This window comes from Candidatus Poriferisocius sp. (assembly GCF_965208475.1).
Taxonomy (GTDB): Bacteria; Actinomycetota; Acidimicrobiia; order Acidimicrobiales; family Bin134; genus Poriferisocius.
This window is the reverse complement of sequence record NZ_OZ242338.1, coordinates 1,711,229-1,736,887: the sequence shown is the minus strand read 5'-3', so window position 1 is coordinate 1,736,887 and position 25,659 is coordinate 1,711,229. Positions and strand designations below refer to the sequence as shown.

Here is a 25,659-nt window from a genome sequence, read left to right as displayed (position 1 = left end):
CCATTAGGGTAGGCAGCCCATGTTCGACACGCTGAGCAACCGGTTCGAGGGCATATTCAAGCGCTTGCGGGGTTTGGGAACGCTGCGGGAGGGCGATGTCGACGAGGTGCTGCGGGAGATCCGCCTCGCCCTTCTGGAGGCCGACGTCAACCTCCATGTGGTTCGCGGCTTCCAAGAGAGAGTCCGCCAGCAGTGCATAGGCGCCGAGGTCCATAAGGCGCTGAATCCGGTCCAGCAAGTGATCAAGTTCGTCCACGAGGAGCTGATCGCCACACTAGGCGGCGAGACCTTGGAGATTTCCCATCCGGCCAAGCCCCCGACGGTGGTGCTTTTGGCCGGACTCCAGGGAGCGGGCAAGACCACCAATGCGGCCAAGCTCGCCTCGTGGTTCAAGCAGCAGGGCCGCAACCCCATGCTGGTGGGCGCCGATTTGCAGCGTCCGGCGGCGGTTGAACAGCTCCGCACCCTCGGTGCGGCCATCGGGGTTCCGGTGTTCAGCGAGCCCTCCGATCCGATTGCCGCGGCCAGGCGAGGTGTGGCCGAGGCTGTGGCCTCCAGCCGGGATGTGGTGATCTGCGACACTGCCGGGCGGCTGGCCATCGATGACGAGATGATGGATCAGGTCGGGCGGATATCCGACGCCATAGAACCCCACTACACCTTCTTGGTGGTCGACGCCATGACCGGCCAGGACGCGGTGAACACAGCCGAGTCGTTCCATGCCGTTCTCGGGCTCGACGGGGTGATTCTCACCAAGGTGGACGGGGACGCCCGCGGGGGCGCGGCGCTGTCGGTGAAAGAAGTGGTGGGCCGGCCGATCGCCTTCTCATCCACCGGCGAGAAGATCGACGAATTCGAGTTGTTCCACCCCGATCGGGTGGCCAGCCGGATACTCGGCATGGGCGATGTGCTCACCCTGATCGAGAAGGCCGAGCATGTGTACGAGGAGGCCGAGGCGGAAGCGGCCGCGGCCAAGCTGCTCGAGGGAGAGTTCACCCTGGACGACTTCTTGGAGCAGATGCGCCAACTCAAGAAGATGGGGTCGCTTCAAAACCTGGTGGGGATGCTCCCCGGGGTGCCTCCCGAGTTGCGCAAGGCCGAGATCGAGGACGAGCGAATCGCCCGGGTGGAGGCCATCATCTGCTCGATGACCCCCCAAGAGCGCGCTGCCCCTCGCCTGATCGACGGCTCTCGCCGCCAGCGGATAGCCGCCGGCTCGGGAGTCCGTCCCTCAGAGGTCTCCCAGCTTCTGAGGCAGTTCAGCGAAGTTCAGCGGATGATGAAGAAAATGGGCGGCGGCAAGGGGCCGGCTTCGGGTCGGAGAAAGCCCAAGAAAGGCCGCAAGGGGAGCCGGGTGACCCCGCCGGGCAGCCAGCACAAGAAGCCGGGCAAGCCCAAGCTGACCTTGCCGGGCTTGGAGGACGGGCAATTCGATCTCTCCTCCCTGAGGTAGCCCACAGGGATTGCCGGCGGGTAGAGTTCCCCTATTCCGGTGGCCGGCGCCGGTTCGTGCCTGCACGGGCACTGATGAGGGGCCAATTGGGCTCAGGACGATGGAAGGGCTGACTGGCTCGTGGCAGTAAGACTCCGGTTGATGCGGATGGGCAAGAAGAAGCAGCCCACCTACCGCGTCGTAGCCGCTGATTCCCGCAAGGCCCGCAATGGGCGGTTCATTGAGATCTTGGGCACCTACAACCCCCGCATGGAACCGTCGCAGGTTGAGATCGACAACGAGCGAGCGCTGCACTGGCTGCGCCATGGCGCCCAGCCAAGCGAGCGGGTGCAGAAGCTGTTGGCTATCTCCGGCGCGTGGGCGGAGTTCACCGGTGGTGGAGGGTCGGCCCAAGAGGTTGACCAGCGCCCGGCGATGGTGACAACGGCGGCCTCAGCAGAAGCCGAAACGACCACCGGCGATGCCGGGGATTCTGTGGCGGAAACAGACGAACCCGGCGATGTCCAATCGGCGAATGCCGGTGAGGACGCTGGGGATTCTGTGACGGACAAAGACCAAGCTGCGGAGCAAGACACCGAGAAAGCCGAGGGCGGGGAAACGTGAGCGATGCCGACTTGAGAGTTGAGGACGACGAATTCGAGGACGACGGCTACGACGATAATTTCGACGAAGACGGCGACATCAACACCATCGAAGTCCCAACTGCCCGCAATGTTCTGGAGTACCTGGTGAAGTCGGTGGTGGAAAATCCCGACGAAGTCGAGGTCGAGGTGGTCGAACGGCAGGGCTCGGTGGCGTTGGAGGTAACGGTGGCCGAAGGCGACATGGGCCGAGTCATCGGTCGCCGCGGCCGAGTCGCCAACTCCATCCGCACCATTGTGCGGGCCGCAGCCAGCAGAGACGGCAGCTTCGTCGACGTCGAGTTCGTCGACTGATCGCTCGAGGGCGCCGGGCGTGCCTCCTCTGCTAGAGGTTGGCCGCATCGACCGGGCTCATGGGATCCGGGGGGAGACGGTGGTCGCGCTGTGGACCAATCGCGCCGAGCGGCTAGAGGCTGGGTCGGTGCTCTGCACCGATTCCGGCTCGCTCACGGTGGCCGAGGCCCGGGCATTTCGGCAGCGTTGGATTGTGCGGTTCGCCGAGGTCGTCGACCGAAGCGCGGCTGAGTCCCTGCGGGGTCTGGTGCTCAGGGCCGAGCCCATTACCGATCCCGACGAGCTATGGGTTCATGAGCTGATCGGCACAATGGTGCGCGAAATCGACGGCACGGAGCGGGGGAGGGTCGAGGCGGTGCAGGCCAACCCGGCCAGCGATCTGCTGGTCTTGGAATCCGGGGCCCTTGTGCCCCTTGCCTTTCTGGTGGAGCGGTCGGGAGACCTGCTGGTCGTTGAAGTGCCGGACGGGCTGTTCGGCGACCACGGATGACCCATAGGCAGAAGACCCCGTGAGAGTTGACGTTTTCACCATCTTCCCGTCCTTGTTGGATGAGTTCTTGGGCTATGGGGTGATCGGAAGGGCAGTCGAGCAGGGCCGCCTATCGGTGCAGATCCACGACCTCAGAAAGGGTGCGGGCGATCCCCATCGCTCAGTGGACGATTCGCCGTTTGGGGGCGGTGCGGGGATGGTGATGATGCCTGAGCCCTTGTTCAACGCCATTGAGCAGGCAGACCCCCCCCGGCCTCTCTTCCTGCTGGGTCCCGCTGGGCGCCGATTCGATCAGGACATCGCCCGGGAAATGGCCGAAGGAGACGGGTTCTCGCTGCTGTGCGGCCGCTATGAGGGCGTGGACCAGCGAGTGGGCGATCACGCAGTAGACGGCGAGCTGTCACTGGGAGATTTTGTCCTGGCCGGCGGCGAGGTTGGCGCGATGGCGATCATCGAGACGGTGGGACGGCTGGTTCCGGGCGTTCTGGGCAACGAGCTGTCGGTCGCCGAGGAGTCGTTCAGCGATGGGCTCTTGGAGTATCCCCATTTCACCCGTCCGGCTGAGTTCCGGGGCTGGGCGGTGCCCGAAGTGCTGCGCTCAGGAGATCACGGTCGTGTGGAGCGCTGGCGAAGGGCCCAGTCGCTGGCCCGAACGGCCGCCTTGCGGCCCGACCTCATCGAGGCCCGCGGCGGCCTCACTGCCAAAGAGCATGCCCTGCTGGAAGAGTTCGGCCTTGCCTGATCGGGCCGGGTATAGTTTTTCGGCCGCGCCCCAATGCCTGACTTGGGCGCCGAAGAACTCACAAGAGGCGTGCTATGAACCCCACCGATATCGTTGACCGCGGCACCAGGCGCACTGACATTCCAGGGTTCGGCCCCGGTGACGCGGTGAAGGTGCATGTGCGGGTGGTGGAGGGGAGTCGCGAGCGGGTCCAGGTATTCGAGGGTGTGGTCATCCGCCGCCAGGGCAGCGGCATACGTGAGACCTTCACCGTTAGGAAGGTGAGTTTCGGGGTGGGAGTGGAGCGAACATTCCCGGCCCATTCACCCATCATCGCCAAGGTGGAGGTCGGGGCCCGCGGCGATGTGCGCCGGGCCAAGCTCTATTACCTGCGCGACCGCATCGGCCGGGCTGCCCGCGTCAAAGAGAAGCGCTTCTAGGGGGAGTTGTCACCCACCCCGCCTACGGTGGGGCGATGGCATACAAACAGGCGTTGGGCCGTTGGGGCGAGGACCGTGCTGTCCGCTGGTATCGCCGCCATGGCTTTCAGGTGTTGGACCGCAATTGGCGGTGCAGTCGGGGCGAGTTGGATGTGATCGCGCAACGCGGGTCAGTGGTCGTGGTATGCGAGGTGAAAACCCGGTCTTCGCTGGCTTTCGGGTTTCCCGCGGAGGCAGTGGGCCCCGACAAACAGCGTCGGATACGGAGGTTGGCCGCCGAATGGCTGGCCGAGCAGGGGCGCAAGGGGCCGGTGCAGATTCGGTTCGATGTGGCCGAGGTGGTGGGCCGAGAGATCAGGGTGATCGAGGCAGCGTTCTAGGGGTCCTTCTGCATCAACCCAGCACGGCCCACAGAATCAGCCCGGCGCAGACCAGCAGCCCCAGGGCGACGTACCAGTAGTCGAAGCGGGTGCGCCGATGCTTTCGCGTGGGGTCGAAGCCCATGCGTACCAGTATCGTCCCGAAGGTGGCAGTCAGCGAAGCTGGGATTGCTCTGCGGTCGATCTCAATTGCCCTTTGCGTGGTGGTGGCCGCGGGCTGCGGGCCGGGTACGTCTCCCGGGGTGGGAGTGGGGCCAGGCGGAACCCCTGATCCTGGGCTGGTGGCCGGACGGGCAGTGTTCATCGACCGCTGCTCGTCCTGCCATGACGCCGACGGCAGCGGGACTGCCGATGGCCCGCGGCTGAATCAGGGCCGGCTTGTCCAGGTATATTCCGATCTCGGCGATGCCGCGGCCGTGGTGGCTGAGGGCCGAGACCGCATGCCCGCTTTCGGGGGGCTGTTGACCGCCGGCGAGATAGAAGCCGCGATCCGCTACATCAGCGAAGTCCTTTGAGGATTGACCCCTTGGGGGTCGGATGGGGCGCAGGTTCCCCGGCTGGCTCACAGTTGTCACTGCCCATCGCTATGGTCTAGGGCACGCTCGTGGTCGGCGTGATGGCCACCCCCCAGGCACGAGGAGTCATCCTCGGGAAAGCGCTAACCGTGCTTGCCACCATTCCCGCCTCCGTTCTCGCCGGCATCACCGGACATCCGGTTTCGGTGGAGGTCCACGTCTCCTCGGGTTTGCCCACCTTCACCGTGGTGGGCCTGCCCGACGCCGCCTGTCGGGAGGCCCGCGACCGGGTCCGGGCCGCTCTGCTGTCCAGCGGCGTCGATTGGCCCCCAGGACGCATAACCGTGAACCTGGCCCCCTCAGGTATCCGCAAAGAAGGCCCAGGACTCGACTTGGCTATCGCCATCGGTGTGATGGTCGCCGATGAAAAACTCAGTTCTGAGATTGTGGCCGGTACGGCCTTTCTGGCCGAACTGGGCCTTGACGGCCACCTCCGGGCGGTACCCGGAGTGCTACCCCAAGTGCGCTGTCTGGACACCGCCGCAGTGGTGGTTGCCCCGGAGAGCGCCGCGGAGGCAGCCTTGGCCAATGGCCCCGAGATTCGGGCGCCGGACACCCTCAAGCACTTGATCGCAGCGCTCCGAGGCGAAGATGTCTGGCCCGATCTGCCCGCGCCGGAATCGGGGCGCCAGTGGGACGAGTCGGTGGACCTGTCTGATGTGAGAGGTCAGCACATGGCTCGCCTGGGTTTGGAGATAGCCGCGGCCGGCGGGCATCACCTGTTGATGATCGGTCCGCCCGGCGCCGGCAAGACCATGCTGGCGCGTCGGCTCCCCGGACTTCTTCCACCGTTGGATGAGGCCACCGCCATCGAGGCCACCATGGTTCGCTCTGCCGCCGGCCTGGAGCTGCCCTCCTCCGGTCTAGTTCACCGGGCCCCGTGGCAAGCGCCCCATCACTCGGCTTCGATGGTCTCACTGGTGGGCGGCGGTAGCCGGGGGTTGCGACCCGGTGCGATCAGCTGCGCTCACGGCGGGGTGCTGTTCTTGGACGAGATGGGTGAGTTCGCCCCCCAAGCCCTGGATTCGCTGCGCCAGCCTCTCGAAGAGGGAATCATCCGGGTGAACCGGGCGGCCGCTGTGGCGTCGTTTCCTGCTCGGTTTCTCCTGGTGGGGGCGATGAACCCGTGCCCGTGCGGAGACCTCGGACAGCCCGGAATGTGCCGATGCACTCCCTTGGCCCGTCTGCGCTATGCCCGGCGACTGAGCGGCCCGCTGCTGGACCGGTTCGACCTGAGGATCCACGTAGGACGCCCTGATGCCGGCGATCTGTTCGATGCCCCTGCCGGGGAGTCGTCGGCTGAAGTCAAATGCAGGGTCGACCAAGCGCGAGCTGCGGCGCGCCACCGAGGGGTGGCGGCCAACAGCGAACTGCAAGACAGCGCATTGGACACGCTGGCGCCGCTCGACCCCGAGGCCAAGAACCTGCTGTGCCAGGCCATCGGGGAGGGCCGGCTCACCGCCAGAGGGCTCCAACGAGTACGGCGCGTGGCCCTGACTCTGACCGACTTGGCTGGAGGGGAGCCCCCACTGACCGGGGAAGTCGTGGCCCAAGCACTGTTCTTGCGCTCCGAACCGGTCACCGTGGCCCACGATCCCTGGAGCTTCGCCAATGCCCGGTGAGCAAAAAGGGTCGGAGGCAGCTCCGGGCGAAGATGTCGAAAAGCTGCCGGTGGAAGCATGGCTGGTGGCGCTGGCATCGCTGCCAGCAGTCGGGCCGGCACGGTTGCGGGCGCTGCTCGCCCTCGGCGGGCCTGCCGAGGTCTGGGCCCGCATCGTTGGGCCGTTCGACCACGAACTGGTTCAAGTGGCCGGAAAGCAGGATCGGTACGAGCAATGGCGCAGGAATGCGGCCGCTCTCGATGTAGTGGGGCTTTGGTCTCGCCACCGGTCCCATGGTGTGGGGGTGGCCGCTCTGGGAGCTCCCGGGTACCTGCCTGCGTTGTCCGACGACTTGGATCCGCCGGCAGTGGTGTTCCACAAGGGGGATCCCGAGGTTGTTCGCGGCCCTCGGGTGGCCATCGTCGGCACCCGCCGATGCACCCGTTATGGCAGCGATCTGGCCTTCGAGCTGGGCCGCGATCTGGCCTCGGCCGGGGTGGGCGTCGTGTCGGGCTTGGCCTTGGGCATCGACGCCGCCGGCCATGCCGGCGCTCTTGAGGCAGGGAGCGCTCCACCCATCGCGGTGGTGGGCAATGGGATGGACAGGGTTTACCCCGAGCGCAATCGGGCTCTGTGGCGGGCGGTGGCCGATCGAGGGGTGCTGCTGGGAGAGGCGCCGCTGGGGGCGCCGCCCGAACGGTGGAGGTTCCCGGCCCGCAATCGCATAATCGCGGCCCTGGCCGACGTTGTGGTTGTGGTGGAGTCCCACGCAAGCGGAGGGGCCATGCACACGGTGGCTGAGGCCGCAGCCCGGGATAGGGCGGTCTTGGCAGTTCCCGGGCCGGTTCGCAGCTCGGCTTCGGACGGCTGCTTCGAATTGCTGGCCGACGGCTGCGCTCCTTGCCGCGGCGCCGAAGATGTGCTGATTGCGCTGGGCTTGTCGGGCGCTGAGGCGAGGTCTGCCGATACCCGCACAAACCCTGGCGCTGCCGGCCGACGGGTGCTTGACGCGCTGGGCTGGCAGCCCGCGGACGCCGAGCAGATCGGGGCGCGCTCTGGGCTCGACATGGCCCAGGTGGCTGCCGCGGTGGAAGGGCTGCGAGCCACGGGCTGGGTGGCGGTCTCGGGACGCTGGATCGAGCGGGTGGGCACACCCCGATGAGGTTTGCACCGGGAAAGCCCCGCTCATCGGTAGTCTTGAGCATTGATGGGATGGGATCTGGACGACTTTGCGACATCGGTGGCGTCGGTCAGCGAGGACACCGCGGCGATGTACTGCCGAGAAGTGGCCGCGCTCGCCGAGTGGCTCGGGCAATCCCGCAACGATGCCTTTCCGGCCTCCCCCCGCGATACGGGTCCCGACGATGTCGATCTCCGCACCATCCGGAGGTATTTGGCCCATCTGAGCGCCCAGGGCTACGCCCGAACGACAATGGCCCGGAAGGCCTCGTCGCTGCGCCGCTATTTCAGATGGGCAGAGCGCACCGGCCGGGTTGCCGCCGACCCGACGGTGGGCGCCATGGTTCCCATCCGGCAGCGGCGACTGCCCCGAGTGCTGCGCTCTGAGGAATTGGGGGCCCTATTGGACCAGCCGCGCGCCGCGGTCGCCGACGACGACCGCGCTCGCGCCCAGCGCGACGCCGCGGTGTTGGAGTTGCTGTACGGCAGCGGCCTGCGGGTCGGCGAAGTGTGCGCCATCCGCGCCGGCGATATCGACTGGGAGCGTCGACGCCTCACGGTCAACGGCAAGGGTTCCAAACAGCGGATGGTGCCGTTGAGCGAACCGGCCGCAGCCGCTCTGACAGAGTGGATGACCGATGGCCGGGGGGAGATGGCCGACCCGTCTGTGGCAGAAGACGCGGTGTTCGTGAACCTGCACGGACGCCCGATGAACACCCAGGCTGTCCGTAGGCTGGTGGATCGCCGGGCCAGCGCCCATACCAACCCCCATGCACTGCGCCACACCTTCGCCACCCATCTGCTTGACGGTGGGGCCGACTTGAGGCAGGTGCAGGAGTTGTTGGGCCATGCCGACCTGGGATCCACGCAGATATACACCCATGTGAGTCGGGAACGGCTCCGAAAAGTGGTGGAAGACAGCCATCCTCGGGCTTGATAGCCTGTTTGCCACTTCCCCCTCCGGTTGATGTTCATGAGGAAGCACCATGGTGTGGGGATTGCGGATTGGTTGGGCGACCGTGGCAGGGCTGGCAATTCTGGGCAGCCCGTCGGTACAGGGGCAGGCACCGCCATCACAGAGCGATTCTGTGCTGCAAGCCGAGGCGCCGGAGGAGTATCCAGAAAAGTATCGGCCTCCAGTTGATGCCGAGGTGGTGGATCGCTTTCGAAGGCCGGCCCACGTGGGGGCGCCGGGCAATCGAGGCTTGGAGTACGACCCCGAGCCAGGTCAGCCGGTGCGGGCTTCCGCGGCAGGCGAGGTTGTGTTCGCCGGCTCTGTTGCCTACAACCGGTTTGTCACCGTGCTGCACCGCGACGGGCTTCGCACCGCTTACGGCTATCTGGGCTGGATCGCCGTCGCGGAGGGCGACTGGGTGGCAGCCGGTCAGTTGTTGGGTACCACCACTGAGCGGTTCTTCTTCAGTGTGAGGGAAGGAGATGCCTATCTCGATCCGGGTTTGGTCTTGACCGCCGGCCGTGTGCGGCTGGTACCCCATCACAGCCTTGACGGCTGAAGTCTCCTTCTTGCCTATGGCAATGGAGGGTGAAGCGGCTATCGTTTGACCCGGCTGGGAAGCGTTTCCCGGCTGAATGCAATCACCGCCCGGGGCATCCCACGGTCGCCGTCAGGTGCTGACCCCGGGTTTCGCTGAACCGCTGGGAGAGGAGAATCACCATGGCGCCTGTCGTGACCATGCGTCAGCTGCTCGATGCCGGGGTCCACTTCGGACACCAGACCCGCCGATGGAATCCGAAGATGCAGCGCTTCATCTTCGGAGAGCGCGACGGCATCTACATCATCGACCTGACCCAGACGCTTGCCTACATCGAGTCGGCCTACACCTATGTGCGCGATCTGGTGGCCAAGGGCGGCCAAGTGCTGTTCGTGGGCACCAAGAAGCAGGCTCAAGACAGCGTCCAAAGCTACGCAGAACGGGTGGGCATGCCCTACGTGAACGAGCGCTGGCTGGGGGGTCTCCTGACCAATTTCGAGACCATTTCCAAGCGCATGGGCAAGATGAAGGAGTTCCAGCGGATGCGCAGTTCCGGCGAGTTGGACATGATGCCCAAGAAAGAGGCCCTCCTCATCACTCGGGAGCTGGCCAAGCTGGAGCGCAACCTCAACGGCATTCGGGACTTGACCCGACCGCCCGAGGCGGTGTTTGTGCTCGACACCAAAAAGGAGCACATCGCTGTTGCGGAGGCCAACAAGCTGAAGCTGCCGGTTATCGCGGTGGTCGACACGAATTGCGATCCGGATGTTATCCAATACGTGATTCCGGGAAATGACGATGCCATCCGCTCTGGCGAGCTGATGTGCCGGATCATCAGCGATGCCGTTCTAGAGGGTCGATTCATCGCTCAGCGGGGTGCCATCGCAAAACCCCAACCCGATGCTGCGGCCCCGACTGCCGCGGAGGCGCCGGTGGCAGAAGAGACGGCCCCGACTGCCGCGGAGGCGCCGGTGGTGAAAGAGACGGCCTCGGCGCAAGCCCCAGAACCGCCTGCTGCCGACGAGGCACCCGAACCCCAAGAGCAGGTGCCCGCCGGGGTTGAGACAGCCGAACCGCAGGAGCAGGCACCCGCCGGGGTTGAGGCAGCAGAGCCGCAGGAGCAGGCGTGAGCTCATTTACAGCCCAAGACGTCAAAGCTCTGCGCCAAGCCACTGGTGCCGGGATGATGGACTGCAAACGCGCGCTCACCGAGAGCGATGGCGACATGGAGGCGGCAACCCAGCGGCTGCGCGAGAAGGGCATGGCCAAAGCTGCCGCCCGAGCCGACAGGGCCAGCGACCAGGGCGCGGTGGCCCTCGCAGTGGACGGCGATGTCGCAGCCATTGTGGAGCTGCGCTGTGAAACCGACTTCTCAGCGAAGGCCGGCGACTTCACGGCCTTGGCCGACGAACTGGCCAAGCTGGTTCTGGCCGAGGGTCCAGAGGCCGTGAGCGGCCGCCAAGCAGCCATCGAAGACCTGGGCCTGGCCAAAAAGGAGAACATCCAGTTGGGCAAAGTGGTCTGGGTGCAGGCCGCCGAGGGCAACATCGTGGACAGCTATCTGCACACCCAGGACGGTCGGGGCACCAGCGCGGTCGTGGTCGAGGCTCGCGGCATCAGCCAAGAGCTGGCCCATGAAGTGGCCCTCCACATTGCCTTTGCCAAGCCGGCGGTTTTGCACCGCGACGACGTCGACGCCGAGGAGGTTGAGCGGGAGCGGGTTGCGCTAACCGAGTTGACCAGGGCCGAGGGCAAGCCGGAGCAGGCTTGGGACAAGATCGTCGCCGGCCGCCTGCGGGCGTGGTATGCCGAGCGAGTGCTGCTGGAACAGGGCATGTTCGGGGAGAAGGAGACCGTGCAGTCCCGGTTGGGAGACGGCGCCATTGTCCGGTTCGAGTTGGCGGCCATCGGCAGTTAGCGGTGATCGACGGCGGCGGAAACAGGCGTTCGGGGAGGTGGGACCGGATCGTTTTGAAGCTCTCCGGAGAGGCTTTCGCCGGTGAGAGCAGCTACGGCATCGACGGGGAGATCGCCGTTCAGATCGCGACCGAGATCGTCAAAGTCAGGTCGGAGTTTGCGGTGGATGTGGCCATCGTGGTGGGCGGGGGCAACATCTGGCGGGGAATGACCGGAGCGGGCGCGGGCATGGACCGGGCCCAAGCCGACTACATGGGGATGCTGGCTACGGTTATCAACGCCCTCGCCCTTCAAGACACCCTGGAACGGCTGGGGCAGCCCACCCGGGTGCAAACGGCCATTGGCATGGCCCAAGTGGCCGAGCCGTATATCCGCAGAAGGGCTGTCCGCCACCTGGAGAAGGGCCGGGTGGTCATATTCGCCGCCGGAACCGGCAACCCGTTCTTCACCACCGACACTGCGGCTGCCCTGCGGGCGGTGGAGATAGAGGCCGGCGTTCTGCTGAAGGGCACCCACAGCGGCACAGACGGGATATACACCGCTGACCCTCGGGCTGATCCCGATGCCGAGAAACTGGACGAGGTCCGATACCTCGATGTGCTGTCCCAGGGATTGAAGGCTATGGACAGCACCGCGGTTTCGCTGTGCATGGACAACGAATTGCCTATCGTGGTGTTCGATCTCATGGCACCGGGAAACGTTCTTGCCATACTCGACGGCCACTCCATAGGTACTCTGGTGTCGTGAGGGGTCTCTAGGAGTGCTGCTGGAATGACGACCGGCGATGAGTTGACCGATCTGGTGGTGGCCGAGGCCGGAGGGCGCATGGACTCCGCTGTCCACCACGCCCGTCAGCAATTCGCCACCGTCAGAACCGGCCGAGCTTCTCCTGCGCTGTTCGAGAGGTTCCTCGTGGACTACTACGGCACCGAGGTGCCGCTGCAACAGTTGGCCAGCTTCAGCGTCCCAGAGGCACAGCTTCTTGTGATCTCCCCCTTCGACAAGGGTTCCATCTCAGCGATAGAGCGGGCCATAATCCAGGGTGACCTCGGCCTCAATCCCAGCAATGACGGGAACGTTGTGCGTCTCACCTTCCCCCCGCTGACCGAAGAGCGCCGCCGCGAATTGGTCAGAGTGGTCAAGCAGATGGCCGAAGAGGGACGAGTGGCAATTCGGAACACTCGCCGCAGCGGTCGCCACGAAGTCGACCAGCTCAGCAAGGGGGGCGACATATCAGAGGACGTAGCGGCCCGAGCCAACAAAGAACTCGACCATCTAACCCACGACCACGAGCAGCTCGTCAACGATGCACTGAGCGTCAAAGAGCAAGAGCTGCTTGAGATCTAGGCTGCCTAACACATGGAGGGGCCAGTGGACGACGACAATCCTTTCCAAACACCGAAAGACCGCTCTGATGAGCCGCCCGACGGCGAGCAGGCCATGTTCTTGGACGATCTGACCTCATTGTTCGATGAGGAGGAAGAAGCCGGCCTGCCTCGTTGGGAAGAGTCCGCAGACGATGAGGCAGCCGTGGATCAGGGCTGGGAAAGCCTGGCCGGCGCAGCACCCCGATGGCGTGACGACTCTGATGACTCCCCCTACGAAGACCAGCCGGAAATGGCCTCGGCCATCCAGCCGGCCGAGAGTTCTAGCGTCTTCGAGGATCCTGAGCCCACAGAGGCAGTGGAGTTTCCCTCGGTCGACCGGGTAGACGAGGTCCTTTCCCTGGACACCCCAGAATCTCCTGATGGGCCCGGTTTCCCCGAACCCTCGGCCACGCTGCTGTCCTCGCCGGCCTCTCCGATGGCAGAAGCGCGGGCTTCCGCCCGGGAGGGGAATACGCTCACCGCCATCGTGGTGGGTTTGCTGCTGGGCGGAATTGTTCTCGGTGCGATCGCCGGGGGTGAGGAGGCCACCCTCGCCGTTCTCGGCGTTGCCCTGCTGTTGGCCGCGGCGGAATGGTTCACCAGCTTGCGGCACGCCGGCTACCATCCGCCATCGCTCTTGGGCTTTGCCGCAATAATCGCCATGCCGCTGGCTGCCTATTGGCGAGGTGCCGACGGCATCGTGCTGGTGCTGGTGTTCGCCCTGTTCGGCGCTGGGCTGTGGTATGTGGGCGGCGTGGGGCGCGATCGCCCGCTGTCCAACCTCGGGGTCACCTTTTTCGGGATTGTCTATATCGGGGTGGCCGGGGCTTTCGGCGGGCTGCTTTTAGACATGCCCGACGGCCCCGAGCTGGTGCTGGGCGCGGTGGTCTTGACCGCGGCCCATGATGTGGGCGCCTTCGCCGTCGGACGGGCCGCGGGCCGCACCCCGCTGTCCAAGGCCAGTCCGAGCAAAACGGTCGAGGGTCTTATCGGCGGCACTATTGCCACCCTCGCAGCCGCATTGGTGTTCATCTCCATTCTGGAGATCGGCCCCTTCGGCGACGGATCTGGAACTCGCTCCGACGGCGTGGTCTTGGGCATCGTGGTTGCCGTTGTGGCTCCGCTGGCCGATCTCATGGAATCGGCCATAAAGCGGGACCTCGGGATCAAAGACATGGGTTCTCTGCTCCCCGGCCATGGCGGGATGCTGGATCGCATCGATGCCCTGCTGCTCGTGCTGCCGGCCACGTATTTCACTGCCCTCATGCTCGAGGTCGTCTGAGCCTTCGGGCGACCCCTGCGCCATGAGATCATGACCTCTTTGTCGCTGCTTGGCTCTACCGGCTCGATCGGCGTCCAGACCTTGGATGTGGTGCGGGCAGAGCCCGGCGCCTGGGACGTGGCGGCCTTGGGGGCAGGCCGCTCGGTTGACCAGTTGATCGCCCAAGCTCAGGAGTTTCGCCCTCGTCTCGTGGTGATGGAGGGCGCCGACAGGGTTCCCGAGGTGCGCGATGCGCTGCCGGGAGTCTGCGTGGCCAGCGGCCCTGCGGCCCTCGCCGAGGCCGCTGCTATGGGAGAAGTGGTGGTCAACGGGGTAGTCGGGTTTGCCGGACTGCCGGTCACGCTGGCGGCACTGGAGGCTGGCCGGCGGCTGGCCTTGGCCAACAAGGAGTCGCTGATCGCCGCCGGGCCGGTGGTCCAGAGGGCCCGCCGGACTCCAGGCGCTGAACTCCTCCCGGTCGACAGCGAGCACTGCGCGGTCCACCAATGCCTGCGGGCCAACGACGTGTTCACCTCCGAAGCGGGCATGGAGCGCGTGAACCGCATTGTGCTCACGGCCAGCGGGGGGCCGTTTCGGGGGCGGACTCTCAACGAGTTGGCCGATGTGACGGTGGAGCATGCGCTGGCCCATCCCACCTGGAGCATGGGACCCAAGATAACGGTGGACTCCTCCACGCTGATGAACAAGGGCTTGGAGGTCATCGAGGCCAACGAGCTCTTCGGTATGGGTTATGACCGCATCGAGGTAGTGGTCCATCCCCAGTCGGTGGTGCACTCCATGGTGGAGTACTCCGACGGTGCCACCATCGCCCAGCTCTCCCTGCCCGATATGCGCCTGTGCATCGGATATGCCCTGGCCTATCCCGACCGCATATCCACCCCGTTTGGACGCATCGACTGGGCCGAGTTGCGCCGCTTGGACTTCGAGCCCCCCGACACCGAGGCGTTTCCCTGCCTAGAGCTGGCCTACGCTGCTGGACACATGGGCGAGACCGCGCCTGCCCTTCTGAATGCGGCCAACGAGGTGGCCGTGCAGGCTTTTCTCGACGAGCGGATACGATGGACGGCAATCCCAGAGGTTTTGGAGACAGTCCTAGGCGGCCACGACGGCACCGAGGCCGACTCCCTGGAGGCGGTTATGGAGATCGACGGCAAAGCCCGAGCCGAGGCTGGGCACGTCATCGGCCGCCAATTCGACCTCCGCTGAGCAATGCCCTCGCACCCCTCTCAGGGAGAGCGGCCTGTGGACTCCACCCTCGCCGGCTTGCAGGCCATACGAGAGCGCTGGGGAGGCCTTGTGCTGGTGGCCGGCCTGCTCGTTGTGGTGCGGGTGGCTTGGGGGCTGCCGATGCTGATTGTGGTGCTGGCTGTGATCGGCATGATCTTCCTGCACGAGTTGGGCCACTTCCTCACTGCCCGGGCCGCGGGCATGAAAGTAACCGAGTTCTTCTTGGGGTTCGGGCCCCGGTTGTGGTCACTGCGCCGAGGGGAGACGGTCTACGGCCTCAAGGCAATCCCCGTCGGCGCCTATGTTCGGGTAATCGGGATGAACAACCTCGAGGAAGTTCCGCCGGCTGATGAGCACCGCACTTATCGCAGCAAGCCCTACTGGCGGCGGATGTCTGTGGCAGTGGCCGGATCGACGGTGCACTTCCTGTTGGCGCTGGCACTGATCTTCTCCTTCCTAGTGGCCGTCGGGAGGACTGAGAGCGTCCCCTCTCCGGATTGGTCGGTTACCGTCGTAGCGCCCGATTCCCCTGCTGCGCGAACTGGTCTATTGCCTGGTGACCGCATTGTGTCTATAGATGGCAGCCGAGTGGCCACCATGGACGACATGGTGGCGGCTTTGCCTGGGCCAGGGACGCCAGTGAGCTTGGGGATTCAGCGAGGCAGCGAAGAGGTGGTTCGAGCGCTTGTGCTCGACAGCCATCCCCAAGATGCCAGTCGAGGGTATGTCGGCATCGCCTCTCGGTCGGCATGGTCCAACCAGTCGGTAGACGTCGGGTTGATCAAGGCAATTCCTGACACCTTCGAGGAATTCGGATTCCTGGTCAAGGAATCAGTGTTGGGCATCGGCCGATTTTTCTCCCCCAGCGGACTCAACGGCTTTTTCCGAGATGTATCCGACCAACCCGCCCGACAAAGTGTTGCCCCCGTCGATGGCGGCATCACCACTGCGGTCCCGTCCGACAACCAAGACCGCGTGATATCGATCTTCGGCGCATTGCGAATCGGTGCAGATCTCACTGAGAACGGCGTCGGGAATCTGCTGCTGTTCTTGGCGCTGTTGAACGTGTTTATCGGAGTCTTCAACATGATTCCCCTTCTTCCCTTCGACGGAGGCCATGTGGTGATCGCTACCTACGAGCGCCTCCGTTCGTGGCGAGGCCGTCGTTACACCGCCGACGTTTCCAAGATGGTTCCGGTGGCCTACGCCGTGATCTTGGTTCTGGGCTTTGTCTTCCTTGGGTCCGTTTATCTGGACTTCACCGACCCAGTGAGACTTCCGAACTAGCAACAGCAATTGGTAATCACGGGACCCGTCCATCTGGCTCTTCGGACTCGTCATGGTTCTAGGTGATGAATAATTGTCTACTCCGCACAGACTCAACTATTAAAGGGGAACACAAAACCATGCTTTCATGCTTTAGGTATTCATTATTTCGGTGTTCATTCAGGCACGACTATGGCGTTAGAACGGCCAGTATATTTTAGGTCATGGGTCAGTAATGCGAATTTGTGAATTTGTGGACAGCAATTACAAGGCGACAATGCGCCTTTTGAATTGAAAAACTGAGTTGAGCAGTGATTTCTAGTGTGCTGATTTCTTTGATTGGAATTCGAAGACGGTAAGCCTGATATGCCAAGCTGAGATCGTGGAAGTCCAGGCAGCCTTCGAGCGCCGGCCAACTCGGCGGATCCACGTGGGGGATGTGGCGGTCGGCGGGGGTGCGCCCATAACCGTCCAGTCGATGACCACCACCCGCACCGCGGATGTGGAGGGCACGCTTCAGCAGATATATGCCTTGGCCGCGGCGGGTGCCGACATCGTGCGCTGCACCTGCAACGAGATCGAGGCCGCCGAGGGGCTGGCCCAGATCGTGCCCCGCTCTCCGGTGCCCATAGTGGCCGACATCCACCACCAGTACCGCATGGCGCTGGCCGCGTTGGATGCCGGAGTGCAGTGCCTGAGGCTGAACCCCGGCAACATCCGCAAACCCGAGCACATCCAGGCGGTGGCCTCGGAGTGCCGCGACCGGGGGGTGCCCATCCGCATCGGGGTGAACGGGGGATCGCTGCACCCCGACCTGTACCGCAAATACGGCGACCGGGTCACCCCCGAGGCCATGGTGGAGTCGGCCCAGATGGAGCTCGAGTACTTCGCAGATGTGGACTTCGACGACGTCAAGATCTCGGTGAAGGCGTCCAGCGTGCCCCTGATGATTGAGGCATACCGCCGGCTTGCCGAGGTAACCGACCATCCTCTGCACCTGGGGGTGACCGAGGCGGGTCCGCCCCCGGTGGGGTTGATCAAGTCCACCGCGGGCATCGGCACGCTGTTGGCCGAGGGCATCGGCGACACCATCCGCTACAGCCTCACCGCCGACCCGGTGCAAGAGGCGAAAGCAGGCCGCCAGCTTCTGGAGTCGATGGGCCTGCGGGAGCGCAAGAACGTCGACCTCATAGCCTGTCCGAGCTGCGGTCGGGCGGAGATCGACGTGTATGCCGTGGCCGAGCAGGCCATGGAGGCGTTCGGCGACCGGGAGATCCCCCTACAGGTGGCGGTCATGGGCTGTGTGGTCAACGGGCCCGGCGAGGCCCGCGACGCCGACATCGGCATCGCCGCCGGCAACAAGCGGGGCCACCTGTTCGTGAAGGGCCGCAATGTGGCCGTGGTGGCCGAGGAGGACATGGTGTCTTCCCTGGTGGAGTGGGCCGAGTTGATCCACGAGCATGGCCCCGAGGCTACCCTGGCCCGGGCCGATACGGTGGCCGCCGCCCGGGAGGCCGAACGCGACCGGAGCCGCCTGCTGGCCGAGCAGGGCGATGATGCCAACCAGGCAGGGGAGAAAATAGAGATGATCCGCAGGAGAGCGTGACGATGGCGAGAAAGGGGGTGCTCACCCCCCAGCACGACGACTTTCCCCGCTGGTATCAGGACGTTCTAAACAAAGCTGAGCTGGCCGACAACGGCCCGGTGCGGGGCACCATGGTGATCCGGCCCTACGGGTACGCCCTCTGGGAGCGGATGCAGGCCGAGGTGGACCAGCGCATCAAGGCGGCCGGGGCCGACAACGCCTATTTCCCGCTGTTCATTCCCGAGAGCTACCTGAACCGGGAGTCCGACCATGTGGAGGGCTTCAGCCCCGAATTGGCAGTGGTCACCCAGGGCGGGGGCCGGGAGCTGGCCGAGCCGGTGGTGGTGCGCCCCACCAGCGAGACCATCATCAACGCCTACTTCTCCAAATGGGTGCAGAGCCATCGCGACTTGCCGCTTTTGATCAACCAGTGGGCCAACGTGGTGCGCTGGGAGATGCGCCCTCGGATATTCCTGCGGACCACGGAGTTCCTGTGGCAGGAAGGCCACACCGCCCACGCCACCCGCCAAGAGGCCCGAGACTACGCCGCCCGGATCCTGCACGAGGTGTATCTGGAGTTCATGGAGTCGGTGCTGGCCATACCGGTGCTCATCGGCTACAAGACCGAAGCCGAGCGGTTCCCCGGGGCCATCAACTCCATGTGCCTCGAAGCCATGATGCGCGACGGCAAGGCCCTCCAGATGGGTACGTCCCATGAGCTGGGGCAGAGCTTCGCCACCATGTTCGACATCACCTACCTGGATGCCGAAGGGAACCAGGCCCTGGTGTGGCAGACATCCTGGGGGGTGTCGTCTCGCATGGTGGGCGGGCTGATCATGGCGCACGGCGACGATCAGGGGCTGGTGGTCCCGCCCCGGCTGGCGCCCATACAGGCCGCGGTCATCGCGGTTCGAGAAGCCGACGGGGTCGTGGATTCCTGCCACCGGCTGGCCGACGCTCTGGCTGGCGCCGGAATCCGGGCCAGGGTGGACGACCGGACCGAAACCGGGTTCGGACGCCGAGCCACCGACTGGGAGCTGAAGGGTGTGCCCGTCCGGGTGGAGATCGGACCTCGGGATCTAGAGCAGGGACAGGCCACCCTGGTTTCCCGTATCGGCGGCGACGAGCAGGGCGCAAAGCAGACGGTCGGCCTCTCTCAGGCGCCAAAGGCAGTGGAATCGCTGCTGGATGACATTCAGGGGCGAATTCTTGGCGGTGCGACCGCCTGGCGGGACTCGCAGATTTCCGAGGCGGCCACCCTCGCCGAGGTGCGCGAGGCGGCAGCCACCGGTTTCGCCCGGATTCCGTGGGCACAACTCGGCCCAGAGGGCGAGGCCTCCCTGGCCGAGGATGCGGTCACGGTGCGCTGTTTGCAGCGCCCCGACGGATCCCTGCCCCAAAGCGGCGAGGAGTCCGACCTGATCGCGGTCTGCGGACGCAGCTACTGAGAAACGCCTTGCCCCTGTAGCGACATAGCTGTTTCGACCGGGTAAGATCGGCTGTGTATCGTCCATCTCTTTTGCCGGGTGAGGCGTGGGCAGCGGCCCACGCCTTCTGACTTTGGGGAGCGATGAGACAACCAGTTCGACACCGGCACGGGAAAGGGGTGAGCGATATGTCAGTGGCAGACGATGCGCATGACTTGCTTGCCCCTCTGTTGCGGGGAAGGGGCTTGGAGGTGTACGACCTGACCTACGGAGGCGGGGTGCTGCGAATTATCGTGGAAAAGCCCGGCGGAGTCAGCTTGGACGAGGTGGCCGACGCCTCCAAAGTGGCCTCCCGATTGTTGGACGATCACGACACGGTGCCGGGCCGGTACACCCTGGAGTTATCCAGCCCCGGTTTGGAGCGCCCGCTGCGCCGGCCTGAGCACTACGCCCGGGCCGTGGGTGAGACGGTGGGCATCAAGCTCGGCCCCCACATCGATGGAGTGCGCCGGATCCAAGGCGTGCTGATGGGCAGCGACGACGACGGGATAACCGTCGACGTAGGCGGGGCGCCCCGTCGAGTCGACTATGGCGATATTGCCAAGGCCAAGACCGTATTTGAGTGGGGTCCGACGTCAGAGAAGAAAGTGAAGGAGAAGAGCAGCCGATGAACCCCGACATGCTAGAAGCCCTCCAAGCGCTGGCCACCGACAAGGGCATCTCGGTAGATGCTCTGCTGGCCGCGCTGGCCGATGCCCTCGAGTCGGCCTACAAGCGCATGCCCGACAGCGAGGAGTACGCCTGGGTCACCATCAACCCCGAGACAGCCGACATCGAGGTGTTCGCCCAGAAGCTGGATGAGTTCGGAGAGCCAATCGGGGAGCCGTTTGACGTCACGCCGGATGGCTTTGGCCGTATAGCGGCGCAGACCGCCAAACAGGTCATGATGCAGCGGATCCGCGAGGTGGAGCGGGAGTTGAAATATGAGGAGTACGCCGGCCGGGAGGGCGACATCGTCACCGGCATCATCCAACAGAACGATGCCCGCTACACACTGTTGGATCTGGGACGGGTAGAGGCTCTTTTGCCCCAGGCTGAACAGGTGCCCTTTGAGCGTCCCGATGCCAACAGCCGCCTCAAGGCTTATATTGTGGAGGTGCGGAAGACAGCCAAGGGACCCCAAATCGTGGTCAGCCGCACTCATCCGGGGCTTATCAAGCGGCTGTTCGAGTTGGAAGTGCCCGAGATAGCCGATGGAGTGGTGGAGATCAGAGCCTGCGCTCGGGAGCCTGGTCATCGCACCAAAATCGCAGTGTTGTCCAACGATTCCAACGTAGACCCGGTGGGTGCTTGTGTGGGCGCTCGGGGCGCTCGGGTGCGCATGGTGGTCAATGAACTGCGGGGGGAGAAGATCGACATTGTTCCCTTCGCCGAGGATCCGTCTGATTTTGTGGCCAAGGCGCTGTCTCCGGCCAAGATCAAAGAGGTCAATATCGATGAGGAAACCGGTGTGGCCGAGGTGGTTGTGCCCGACTACCAGCTTTCGCTGGCTATCGGCAAGGAAGGCCAGAATGCCCGGCTTTCCGCTCGGCTGACCGGGTGGCGGATCGACATCAAAAGCGAGACTCAACTGGCCCAAGAAGCCGCTTACGAAGAAATGGAGTGGGCTGAGGGCGAATGGGTGGTGGACGAGGCAACTGGCGAGCAGGTGTGGCGTCCTGCTGAGGGGGGGCCAGAACTGTCGGCTGAGCAGTGGGCTGCGGAAGGCAGCGAGAGAACCCCGAACGAGGAGGTGAAGGGAGCTTCAGAGAGCGTTCCTTCCCTGGAGTAATGGCCCTTGCCTCAGATTGACTTCGAAATCTGAGGGCTGGGCGTGAGAAAATGGAAATCCAGCCCAAATGGGTTGGCCGCGCATCGCGGACAGACCAAGAAAGAGCTTTTTGCCAGCGAAAATTCGGGTTTACGAGCTTGCTCGTGAGCTTGGCCTCACAAACAAGGAAACGCTTGATCTCTGTGTGCGGTTGGGGATCGGCGTCAACAGCCACTCATCGAGCATCGTGGATGCTCAAGCGGATCGCGTCCGTCGTCGAGCACATCGTGATGGCCTGATTCGACCGCCCGAGCCGGAGCCGGTTGCAGTGGAGCCCGAACCGGTGCCCGAGCCGGAGCCGGTTGCAGTGGAGCCCGAACCGGTGCCCGAGCCGGTTGCAGTGGAGCCCGAACCGGTGCCCGAGCCGGAGCCGGTTGCAGTCGAGCCCGAACCCGAGCCGAAGCCGGCGCGGGTGGTCACCTCCAGCGGGGAGATGCCTCCTCGGCCCCGCCCGCCTGCGCCATCGGCAGAGCCCCCGGTGCCCTATGCCCCCCTGCCTCCGCCTCGTCCTGCACCAAGACCGGCCGCCGAGCCGCCTGCGGTCCAGCCCGCCGCTTCGGCGCCATCCAGTCCGCCGCTGTCCCGCTCGGGCAAGCCCATCCCACCCCCTCCCGGCCAGCCTCCGGTGTCTTCTTCGGGCAAGCCCATCCCGCCCCCTCCGGGCCGGGGCGGACGGGGTCCGACCCCCAGTCCTCGAAGGGGTCCCCGCAGTCCTGTTCGGCCAGCCGGTGGTTCTCATGGGCCAGGCACGAGCTCACCGGGCCGAGCCCCCGCACCAATAGGAGCACGCGGCCCCGCCGGAGCGCTCGGTGGGCCTCCCAGCGGTCCTGGAGGCCCGGGCGGGCGGGGCCGTGGCGGCCCTCAGCGTCCTCAGCAGAGACGTCGCAAGAGCCGGCGTCGGCGGCGGGTGGCCGAAGACCTCCAGCCCATGAACGTCCCGGACTACACCCCAACGGATGCCGCCGCGCCCGCAGGAGTGGTGGTGATAGAGCGATCCTCCACGCCGTTGGAGGTGGGGCCAAAGCTGAACCAGACGGCCGCTGATGTGGTCCGGTTTCTCATGCAGCAAGGCGAGATGGTCACGGCAACCCAATCGCTAACCGACGATATGATCGAGCTCTTCGCGGCAGAGATCGGCGCCGAGCTCCGTCTGGTGGATCCCGGTGAAGAGCAGGAGAACGAACTGCTGAAGCTGCTCGAGGCCGACTTCGAAGAGGATGAATCCGAAGACGCCTATCCGGTTCGGCCGCCAGTCATCACCGTTATGGGCCATGTTGACCACGGCAAGACCAAGCTGTTGGATCAGATCCGCAGCGCCAATGTGGCCGAAGGCGAGGCTGGTGGCATCACCCAGCACATCGGGGCCTACCAGGTTGACAAAGAAGGTCGGACCCTGACCTTTATCGACACGCCGGGCCACGCGGCTTTCACGGCGATGCGGGCTCGGGGTGCCGATGCCACCGACATTGTGATTCTGGTGGTGGCGGCCGATGACGGGGTGATGCCCCAGACCCTGGAGGCCATCAACCACGCCCGGGCCGCCGATGTGCCCATCGTGGTCGCGGTCAACAAGATCGACCGCAACAATGCCGATCCCACTCGGGCCATGCAGCAGCTTTCCGAGCACGAGCTGGTGCCCGAGCAATGGGGCGGCGACACCATCATGGTGGAGATGTCCGCCCTTCAGAACCTGGGCATCGACGATCTGCTCGAGCAGCTTGCGGTGGTGGCCGAGGTGGAGGATCTGCGGGCCGACCCGGAAGGTCGGGCCCGGGGCGTGGTCCTGGAGTCCAATCTGGACATCGGCCGGGGTCCGGTGGCCACCCTGTTGGTTCAGCACGGAACCCTCAAGCGGGGCGATCCGGTGGTTGCCGGCGCATCCTGGGGCCGTGTCAGGGCATTGCTCGACGACCGCGGCAACCAGATCCAGGAGGCCCCGCCGTCGAAGCCGGTGCAAGTGCTGGGGCTGTCCGACGTGGCCAACGCCGGAGATGCCTTCGTTGTGGCCCCCAACGAGAAGGTGGCCGCGAAGGTTGCCCAAACCCGCGAGCACTCCCAGCGGATCGCCAGCCTGGGCCGGGACGCCGCCGCCACCGCAGGCGGGGCCCGCTTGGAAGACATCTTCACCCAGATCCAGGCCGGCCAGACAGCAACGTTGAACCTCATAGTGAAGGCAGACGTGAACGGGTCGCTAGAGGCAGTGGTGGACAGCCTCCAGCGCTTGGGGCGCGAAGAGGTGAAGCTGGCCTTTGTCCATCGAGGGGTGGGAGGAGTGACGGCCAACGACATCCAGCTCGCCGCCGCGTCCAATGCCACCATCATCGGCTTCAACGTCCGACCCGACCGCAAGGCCCGAGAGCTGGCCGAGCTCGAGAAAGTGGAAATCCGCACCTACGAGATCATCTACAACCTGATCGAAGACGTGGAGAACGCCATGGTGGGGATGCTCGCCCCCGAGTTCACCGAGGTGGTCACCGGCGACGCCGAGGTGCGGGAGGTGTTCCGAATTCCCCGAGTGGGGGCAGTGGCCGGCTGCTATGTGCTCAACGGGGCCATCACCCGGGGCTCCAAAGTCCGGTTCTTGCGGGATGGCACCGTCATCTGGAGGGGCACGGTGTCGTCTCTCAAGCGCTTCAAAGAAGACGTGCGCGAAGTGCAGTCCGGCTACGAGTGCGGTATCGGTCTGTCCGACTTCCAAGATCTCAAACCGGGCGACGTCATCGAGACCTTCGAGGAGCGAGAAGTCGCCAGAGTCTGATCGAGATGATGCACGCTCTCGCCGTGACCCACTATCGAGGGGGTCTGCCGACTGTCACCAGACGGCGGGGCTGATGCACGTTCTCGCCGTGGTCTATGACTTGCACATCCCCGGTAGCAGGTCGCTGAAAGAGCGCCGCTCAGTGCTGCGGCCGGTGGTTTCGGGCGTATCCCGGCGGTTCGGCGTCTCGGTGGCGGAGACCGGTCGCACCGATCTTTGGCAAAGAGCAGAGATAGGCGTCGCTGTGGTGTCGGGGCAGTCCAGCCAATGCCTGACGCTGGCCGACGAGGTGGATCGGTACATGTGGTCGATTCCCGAGATCGAGGTGGTGAGCTCCTCGAACCACTGGCTCAACACGGAGGAATAGTCGTGTCTCGCAATCGGGCATCGCGCCCCTCCCGCTATTCGCGATCAGCTCGGCTCGGCGAGCTGCTGCGAGAGATCGTGGCCTCAGAGCTGTCCCGCTTGGACGATGACCGCCTGGAGTTGGCCAGCATCACCGGAGTGGAGACCAGCGTGGAGCTGAGTCGGGCAACGGTGTACATAAGCGCTTTGGACGACGAAGCGGCCGCTTCGGCCCTAGAGGCATTGGAAGACCATCGTGTCGGGCTCAAACAGGCGGTGGCCCGGTCGTCTTCGATCCGAAAGGTTCCCGACCTGGCTTTCGCCCTCGATCCCTCTATTGCGGCCGGCGAGCGAGTCGACAAGATCTTGCGCCACTTGGCCGACGAGGCGGAATGATTGGCGAAGGCGGGGAGATCGAGGCCGACGGTTTGGCGGTGGTCGACAAGGAGGCCGGGTGGACCTCCCATGATGTGGTGGCCAAGGCCCGGGGCGTTTTCGGAACCCGCAAAGTGGGCCACGCCGGCACCCTGGACCCCGATGCCACCGGGGTGCTATTGCTGGGGGTGGGCCGGGCAACCCGCCTGCTGCGGTTTCTCACCCCGCTGAGGAAGAAGTATGTGGGCGAGTTGGTCTTGGGCACCGAGACCACCACGCTGGATGCCGCTGGTGAGATCACCGCGGTCCACGACATGTCCGACGTCACCCCCGAGCAGGTGGCTGAGGCCGCATCCGGGTTTGTCGGCCACATCATGCAGGTTCCGCCAATGGTGTCGGCGGTCAAAGTAGGGGGGCGCCGGCTCTACGAGCTGGCCCGCCAGGGAGTCGAGGTGGAGCGAGAGGCCCGACCGGTGAATGTGTACGACCTGGCCGTCGCACCGGCAAACGACCCCGGGGTGTACCGAATTGAGGTGAGCTGCTCCTCAGGAACGTATATTCGCTCTCTGGCCGCCGATATCGGCTCTGCGTTGGGGGGAGGAGGGCACCTGCGGGCTTTGCGGCGGACGGCCATCGGATCGTTCGCGGTGGACGAGGCCCGACCGGTCGGCTCTTCCGTGCTGATGTCTATGGCCGAGGCTCTGCGCGACTATCCCGCAGTGTCGGTCGACGAGTCGCTGGGGCGAAGGGTGGGCAGCGGTCAGGTGATGGCGGCCGGCGATCTGGCCGTCGAGGGCGAGGGCCCATGGGCGGTGCTCGGGCCACAGGGCCGGCTCTTGGCTGTCTATGAGACCCATTCCCCAGGGTTGGTCAAACCGGCGGTGGTCATCCCCCGGTGAGCGATCGGCCGGCTGGCGCCGGGGGCCGGGATCGTCGAGTCGACCGGGATTGTCCAGTTGGCGGCTGCGGCCGC

General features: G+C 65.1%; 27 protein-coding genes and 1 pseudogene. All 28 read left to right on the top strand.

Features of this window, described 5'->3' with window-relative positions; translation table 11 throughout:
- The first annotated feature begins 19 nt into the window (after window positions 1-19).
- The 28 genes and pseudogenes from ffh to truB all read left to right on the top strand — a co-directional run bounded on the left by ffh (window position 20) and on the right by truB (window position 25,585).
- Window positions 20-1,453 (top strand): signal recognition particle protein, encoded by a 1,434-nt coding sequence (ffh, locus tag ACOGXA_RS08155; protein WP_419926766.1) that lies wholly within the window; start codon window positions 20-22, stop codon window positions 1,451-1,453.
- Between the two features lie 141 nt (window positions 1,454-1,594).
- Window positions 1,595-2,056, top strand: coding sequence for a 30S ribosomal protein S16 (rpsP, locus tag ACOGXA_RS08150; protein ID WP_419926765.1), 462 nt, complete (start codon window positions 1,595-1,597; stop codon window positions 2,054-2,056).
- A complete protein-coding gene (locus tag ACOGXA_RS08145; protein WP_419926764.1) occupies window positions 2,053-2,388 on the top strand; it encodes a KH domain-containing protein in 336 nt (111 codons plus the stop codon). The genes rpsP and ACOGXA_RS08145 overlap by 4 nt, the downstream gene beginning before the upstream one ends.
- 19 nt (window positions 2,389-2,407) lie before the next feature.
- Window positions 2,408-2,878, top strand: coding sequence for a ribosome maturation factor RimM (rimM, locus tag ACOGXA_RS08140; protein WP_419926763.1), 471 nt, complete (start codon window positions 2,408-2,410; stop codon window positions 2,876-2,878).
- Between the two features lie 19 nt (window positions 2,879-2,897).
- On the top strand, window positions 2,898-3,620 hold the full coding sequence (trmD, locus tag ACOGXA_RS08135) for a tRNA (guanosine(37)-N1)-methyltransferase TrmD (RefSeq protein ID WP_419926762.1): 723 nt from the start codon (window positions 2,898-2,900) through the stop codon (window positions 3,618-3,620).
- A 74-nt stretch (window positions 3,621-3,694) separates the two neighbouring features.
- A complete protein-coding gene (rplS, locus tag ACOGXA_RS08130) occupies window positions 3,695-4,039 on the top strand; it encodes a 50S ribosomal protein L19 (protein WP_419926761.1) in 345 nt (114 codons plus the stop codon).
- Between the two features lie 35 nt (window positions 4,040-4,074).
- Window positions 4,075-4,419 carry a YraN family protein gene (locus ACOGXA_RS08125; protein WP_419926760.1) on the top strand — a complete coding sequence of 115 codons (345 nt, stop codon included), beginning with the start codon at window positions 4,075-4,077 and terminating at the stop codon, window positions 4,417-4,419.
- A 146-nt stretch (window positions 4,420-4,565) separates the two neighbouring features.
- Window positions 4,566-4,934, top strand: a complete 369-nt coding sequence (locus ACOGXA_RS08120; RefSeq protein WP_419926759.1) for a c-type cytochrome — start codon at window positions 4,566-4,568, stop codon at window positions 4,932-4,934.
- 89 nt (window positions 4,935-5,023) lie between these two features.
- Complete coding sequence (locus ACOGXA_RS08115; RefSeq protein ID WP_419926758.1) at window positions 5,024-6,616, top strand: YifB family Mg chelatase-like AAA ATPase; 1,593 nt, start codon at window positions 5,024-5,026, stop codon at window positions 6,614-6,616.
- Window positions 6,606-7,757: a DNA-processing protein DprA gene (locus ACOGXA_RS08110; RefSeq protein WP_419926757.1), complete on the top strand. Its 1,152-nt coding sequence runs from the start codon at window positions 6,606-6,608 to the stop codon at window positions 7,755-7,757. Before ACOGXA_RS08115 ends, ACOGXA_RS08110 begins: the two co-directional genes overlap by 11 nt.
- 45 nt (window positions 7,758-7,802) lie before the next feature.
- Complete coding sequence (locus tag ACOGXA_RS08105; protein WP_419926756.1) at window positions 7,803-8,711, top strand: tyrosine-type recombinase/integrase; 909 nt, start codon at window positions 7,803-7,805, stop codon at window positions 8,709-8,711.
- An 82-nt stretch (window positions 8,712-8,793) separates the two neighbouring features.
- The gene (locus ACOGXA_RS08100; RefSeq protein ID WP_419926755.1) at window positions 8,794-9,288 is read left to right on the top strand and encodes a murein hydrolase activator EnvC family protein; all 495 of its coding nucleotides are present in this window, start codon (window positions 8,794-8,796) and stop codon (window positions 9,286-9,288) included.
- A gap of 161 nt (window positions 9,289-9,449) precedes the next feature.
- Complete coding sequence (gene rpsB, locus ACOGXA_RS08095; RefSeq protein WP_419926754.1) at window positions 9,450-10,397, top strand: 30S ribosomal protein S2; 948 nt, start codon at window positions 9,450-9,452, stop codon at window positions 10,395-10,397.
- Complete coding sequence (gene tsf, locus ACOGXA_RS08090) at window positions 10,394-11,185, top strand: translation elongation factor Ts (RefSeq protein WP_419926753.1); 792 nt, start codon at window positions 10,394-10,396, stop codon at window positions 11,183-11,185. Before rpsB ends, tsf begins: the two co-directional genes overlap by 4 nt.
- Window positions 11,186-11,187: 2 nt before the next feature.
- A complete protein-coding gene (pyrH, locus tag ACOGXA_RS08085) occupies window positions 11,188-11,931 on the top strand; it encodes a UMP kinase (RefSeq protein WP_419926752.1) in 744 nt (247 codons plus the stop codon).
- Between the two features lie 24 nt (window positions 11,932-11,955).
- Entirely contained in the window at window positions 11,956-12,531 is a 576-nt protein-coding gene (frr, locus tag ACOGXA_RS08080) for a ribosome recycling factor (protein WP_419926751.1), read from the top strand.
- Between the two features lie 12 nt (window positions 12,532-12,543).
- Window positions 12,544-13,833 carry a phosphatidate cytidylyltransferase gene (locus ACOGXA_RS08075; RefSeq protein ID WP_419926750.1) on the top strand — a complete coding sequence of 430 codons (1,290 nt, stop codon included), beginning with the start codon at window positions 12,544-12,546 and terminating at the stop codon, window positions 13,831-13,833.
- Between the two features lie 30 nt (window positions 13,834-13,863).
- A complete protein-coding gene (gene dxr / locus ACOGXA_RS08070; protein WP_419926749.1) occupies window positions 13,864-15,039 on the top strand; it encodes a 1-deoxy-D-xylulose-5-phosphate reductoisomerase in 1,176 nt (391 codons plus the stop codon).
- 36 nt (window positions 15,040-15,075) lie between these two features.
- Window positions 15,076-16,347 (top strand): M50 family metallopeptidase, encoded by a 1,272-nt coding sequence (locus tag ACOGXA_RS08065; RefSeq protein WP_419926748.1) that lies wholly within the window; start codon window positions 15,076-15,078, stop codon window positions 16,345-16,347.
- Window positions 16,348-16,708: 361 nt separating this feature from the next.
- Window positions 16,709-17,932 carry a flavodoxin-dependent (E)-4-hydroxy-3-methylbut-2-enyl-diphosphate synthase gene (gene ispG / locus ACOGXA_RS08060; protein WP_419926747.1) on the top strand — a complete coding sequence of 408 codons (1,224 nt, stop codon included), beginning with the start codon at window positions 16,709-16,711 and terminating at the stop codon, window positions 17,930-17,932.
- A gap of 2 nt (window positions 17,933-17,934) precedes the next feature.
- Window positions 17,935-19,359, top strand: a complete 1,425-nt coding sequence (gene proS, locus ACOGXA_RS08055; RefSeq protein ID WP_419926746.1) for a proline--tRNA ligase — start codon at window positions 17,935-17,937, stop codon at window positions 19,357-19,359.
- 167 nt (window positions 19,360-19,526) lie between these two features.
- Window positions 19,527-20,009, top strand: a complete 483-nt coding sequence (gene rimP, locus ACOGXA_RS08050; RefSeq protein ID WP_419926745.1) for a ribosome maturation factor RimP — start codon at window positions 19,527-19,529, stop codon at window positions 20,007-20,009.
- Window positions 20,006-21,169 carry a transcription termination factor NusA gene (gene nusA, locus ACOGXA_RS08045; RefSeq protein WP_419926744.1) on the top strand — a complete coding sequence of 388 codons (1,164 nt, stop codon included), beginning with the start codon at window positions 20,006-20,008 and terminating at the stop codon, window positions 21,167-21,169. Before rimP ends, nusA begins: the two co-directional genes overlap by 4 nt.
- 67 nt (window positions 21,170-21,236) lie before the next feature.
- A pseudogene (locus ACOGXA_RS08040) lies at window positions 21,237-21,401 on the top strand (translation initiation factor IF-2 N-terminal domain-containing protein); the annotation flags it as partial.
- 714 nt (window positions 21,402-22,115) lie between these two features.
- The gene (gene infB / locus ACOGXA_RS08035; RefSeq protein ID WP_419926956.1) at window positions 22,116-23,966 is read left to right on the top strand and encodes a translation initiation factor IF-2; all 1,851 of its coding nucleotides are present in this window, start codon (window positions 22,116-22,118) and stop codon (window positions 23,964-23,966) included.
- Window positions 23,967-24,039: 73 nt separating this feature from the next.
- Window positions 24,040-24,333 carry a DUF503 domain-containing protein gene (locus tag ACOGXA_RS08030; RefSeq protein ID WP_419926743.1) on the top strand — a complete coding sequence of 98 codons (294 nt, stop codon included), beginning with the start codon at window positions 24,040-24,042 and terminating at the stop codon, window positions 24,331-24,333.
- 2 nt (window positions 24,334-24,335) lie between these two features.
- Window positions 24,336-24,707 carry a 30S ribosome-binding factor RbfA gene (rbfA, locus tag ACOGXA_RS08025; protein ID WP_419926742.1) on the top strand — a complete coding sequence of 124 codons (372 nt, stop codon included), beginning with the start codon at window positions 24,336-24,338 and terminating at the stop codon, window positions 24,705-24,707.
- On the top strand, window positions 24,704-25,585 hold the full coding sequence (gene truB, locus ACOGXA_RS08020; RefSeq protein ID WP_419926741.1) for a tRNA pseudouridine(55) synthase TruB: 882 nt from the start codon (window positions 24,704-24,706) through the stop codon (window positions 25,583-25,585). The genes rbfA and truB overlap by 4 nt, the downstream gene beginning before the upstream one ends.
- Window positions 25,586-25,659: the final 74 nt, after the last annotated feature.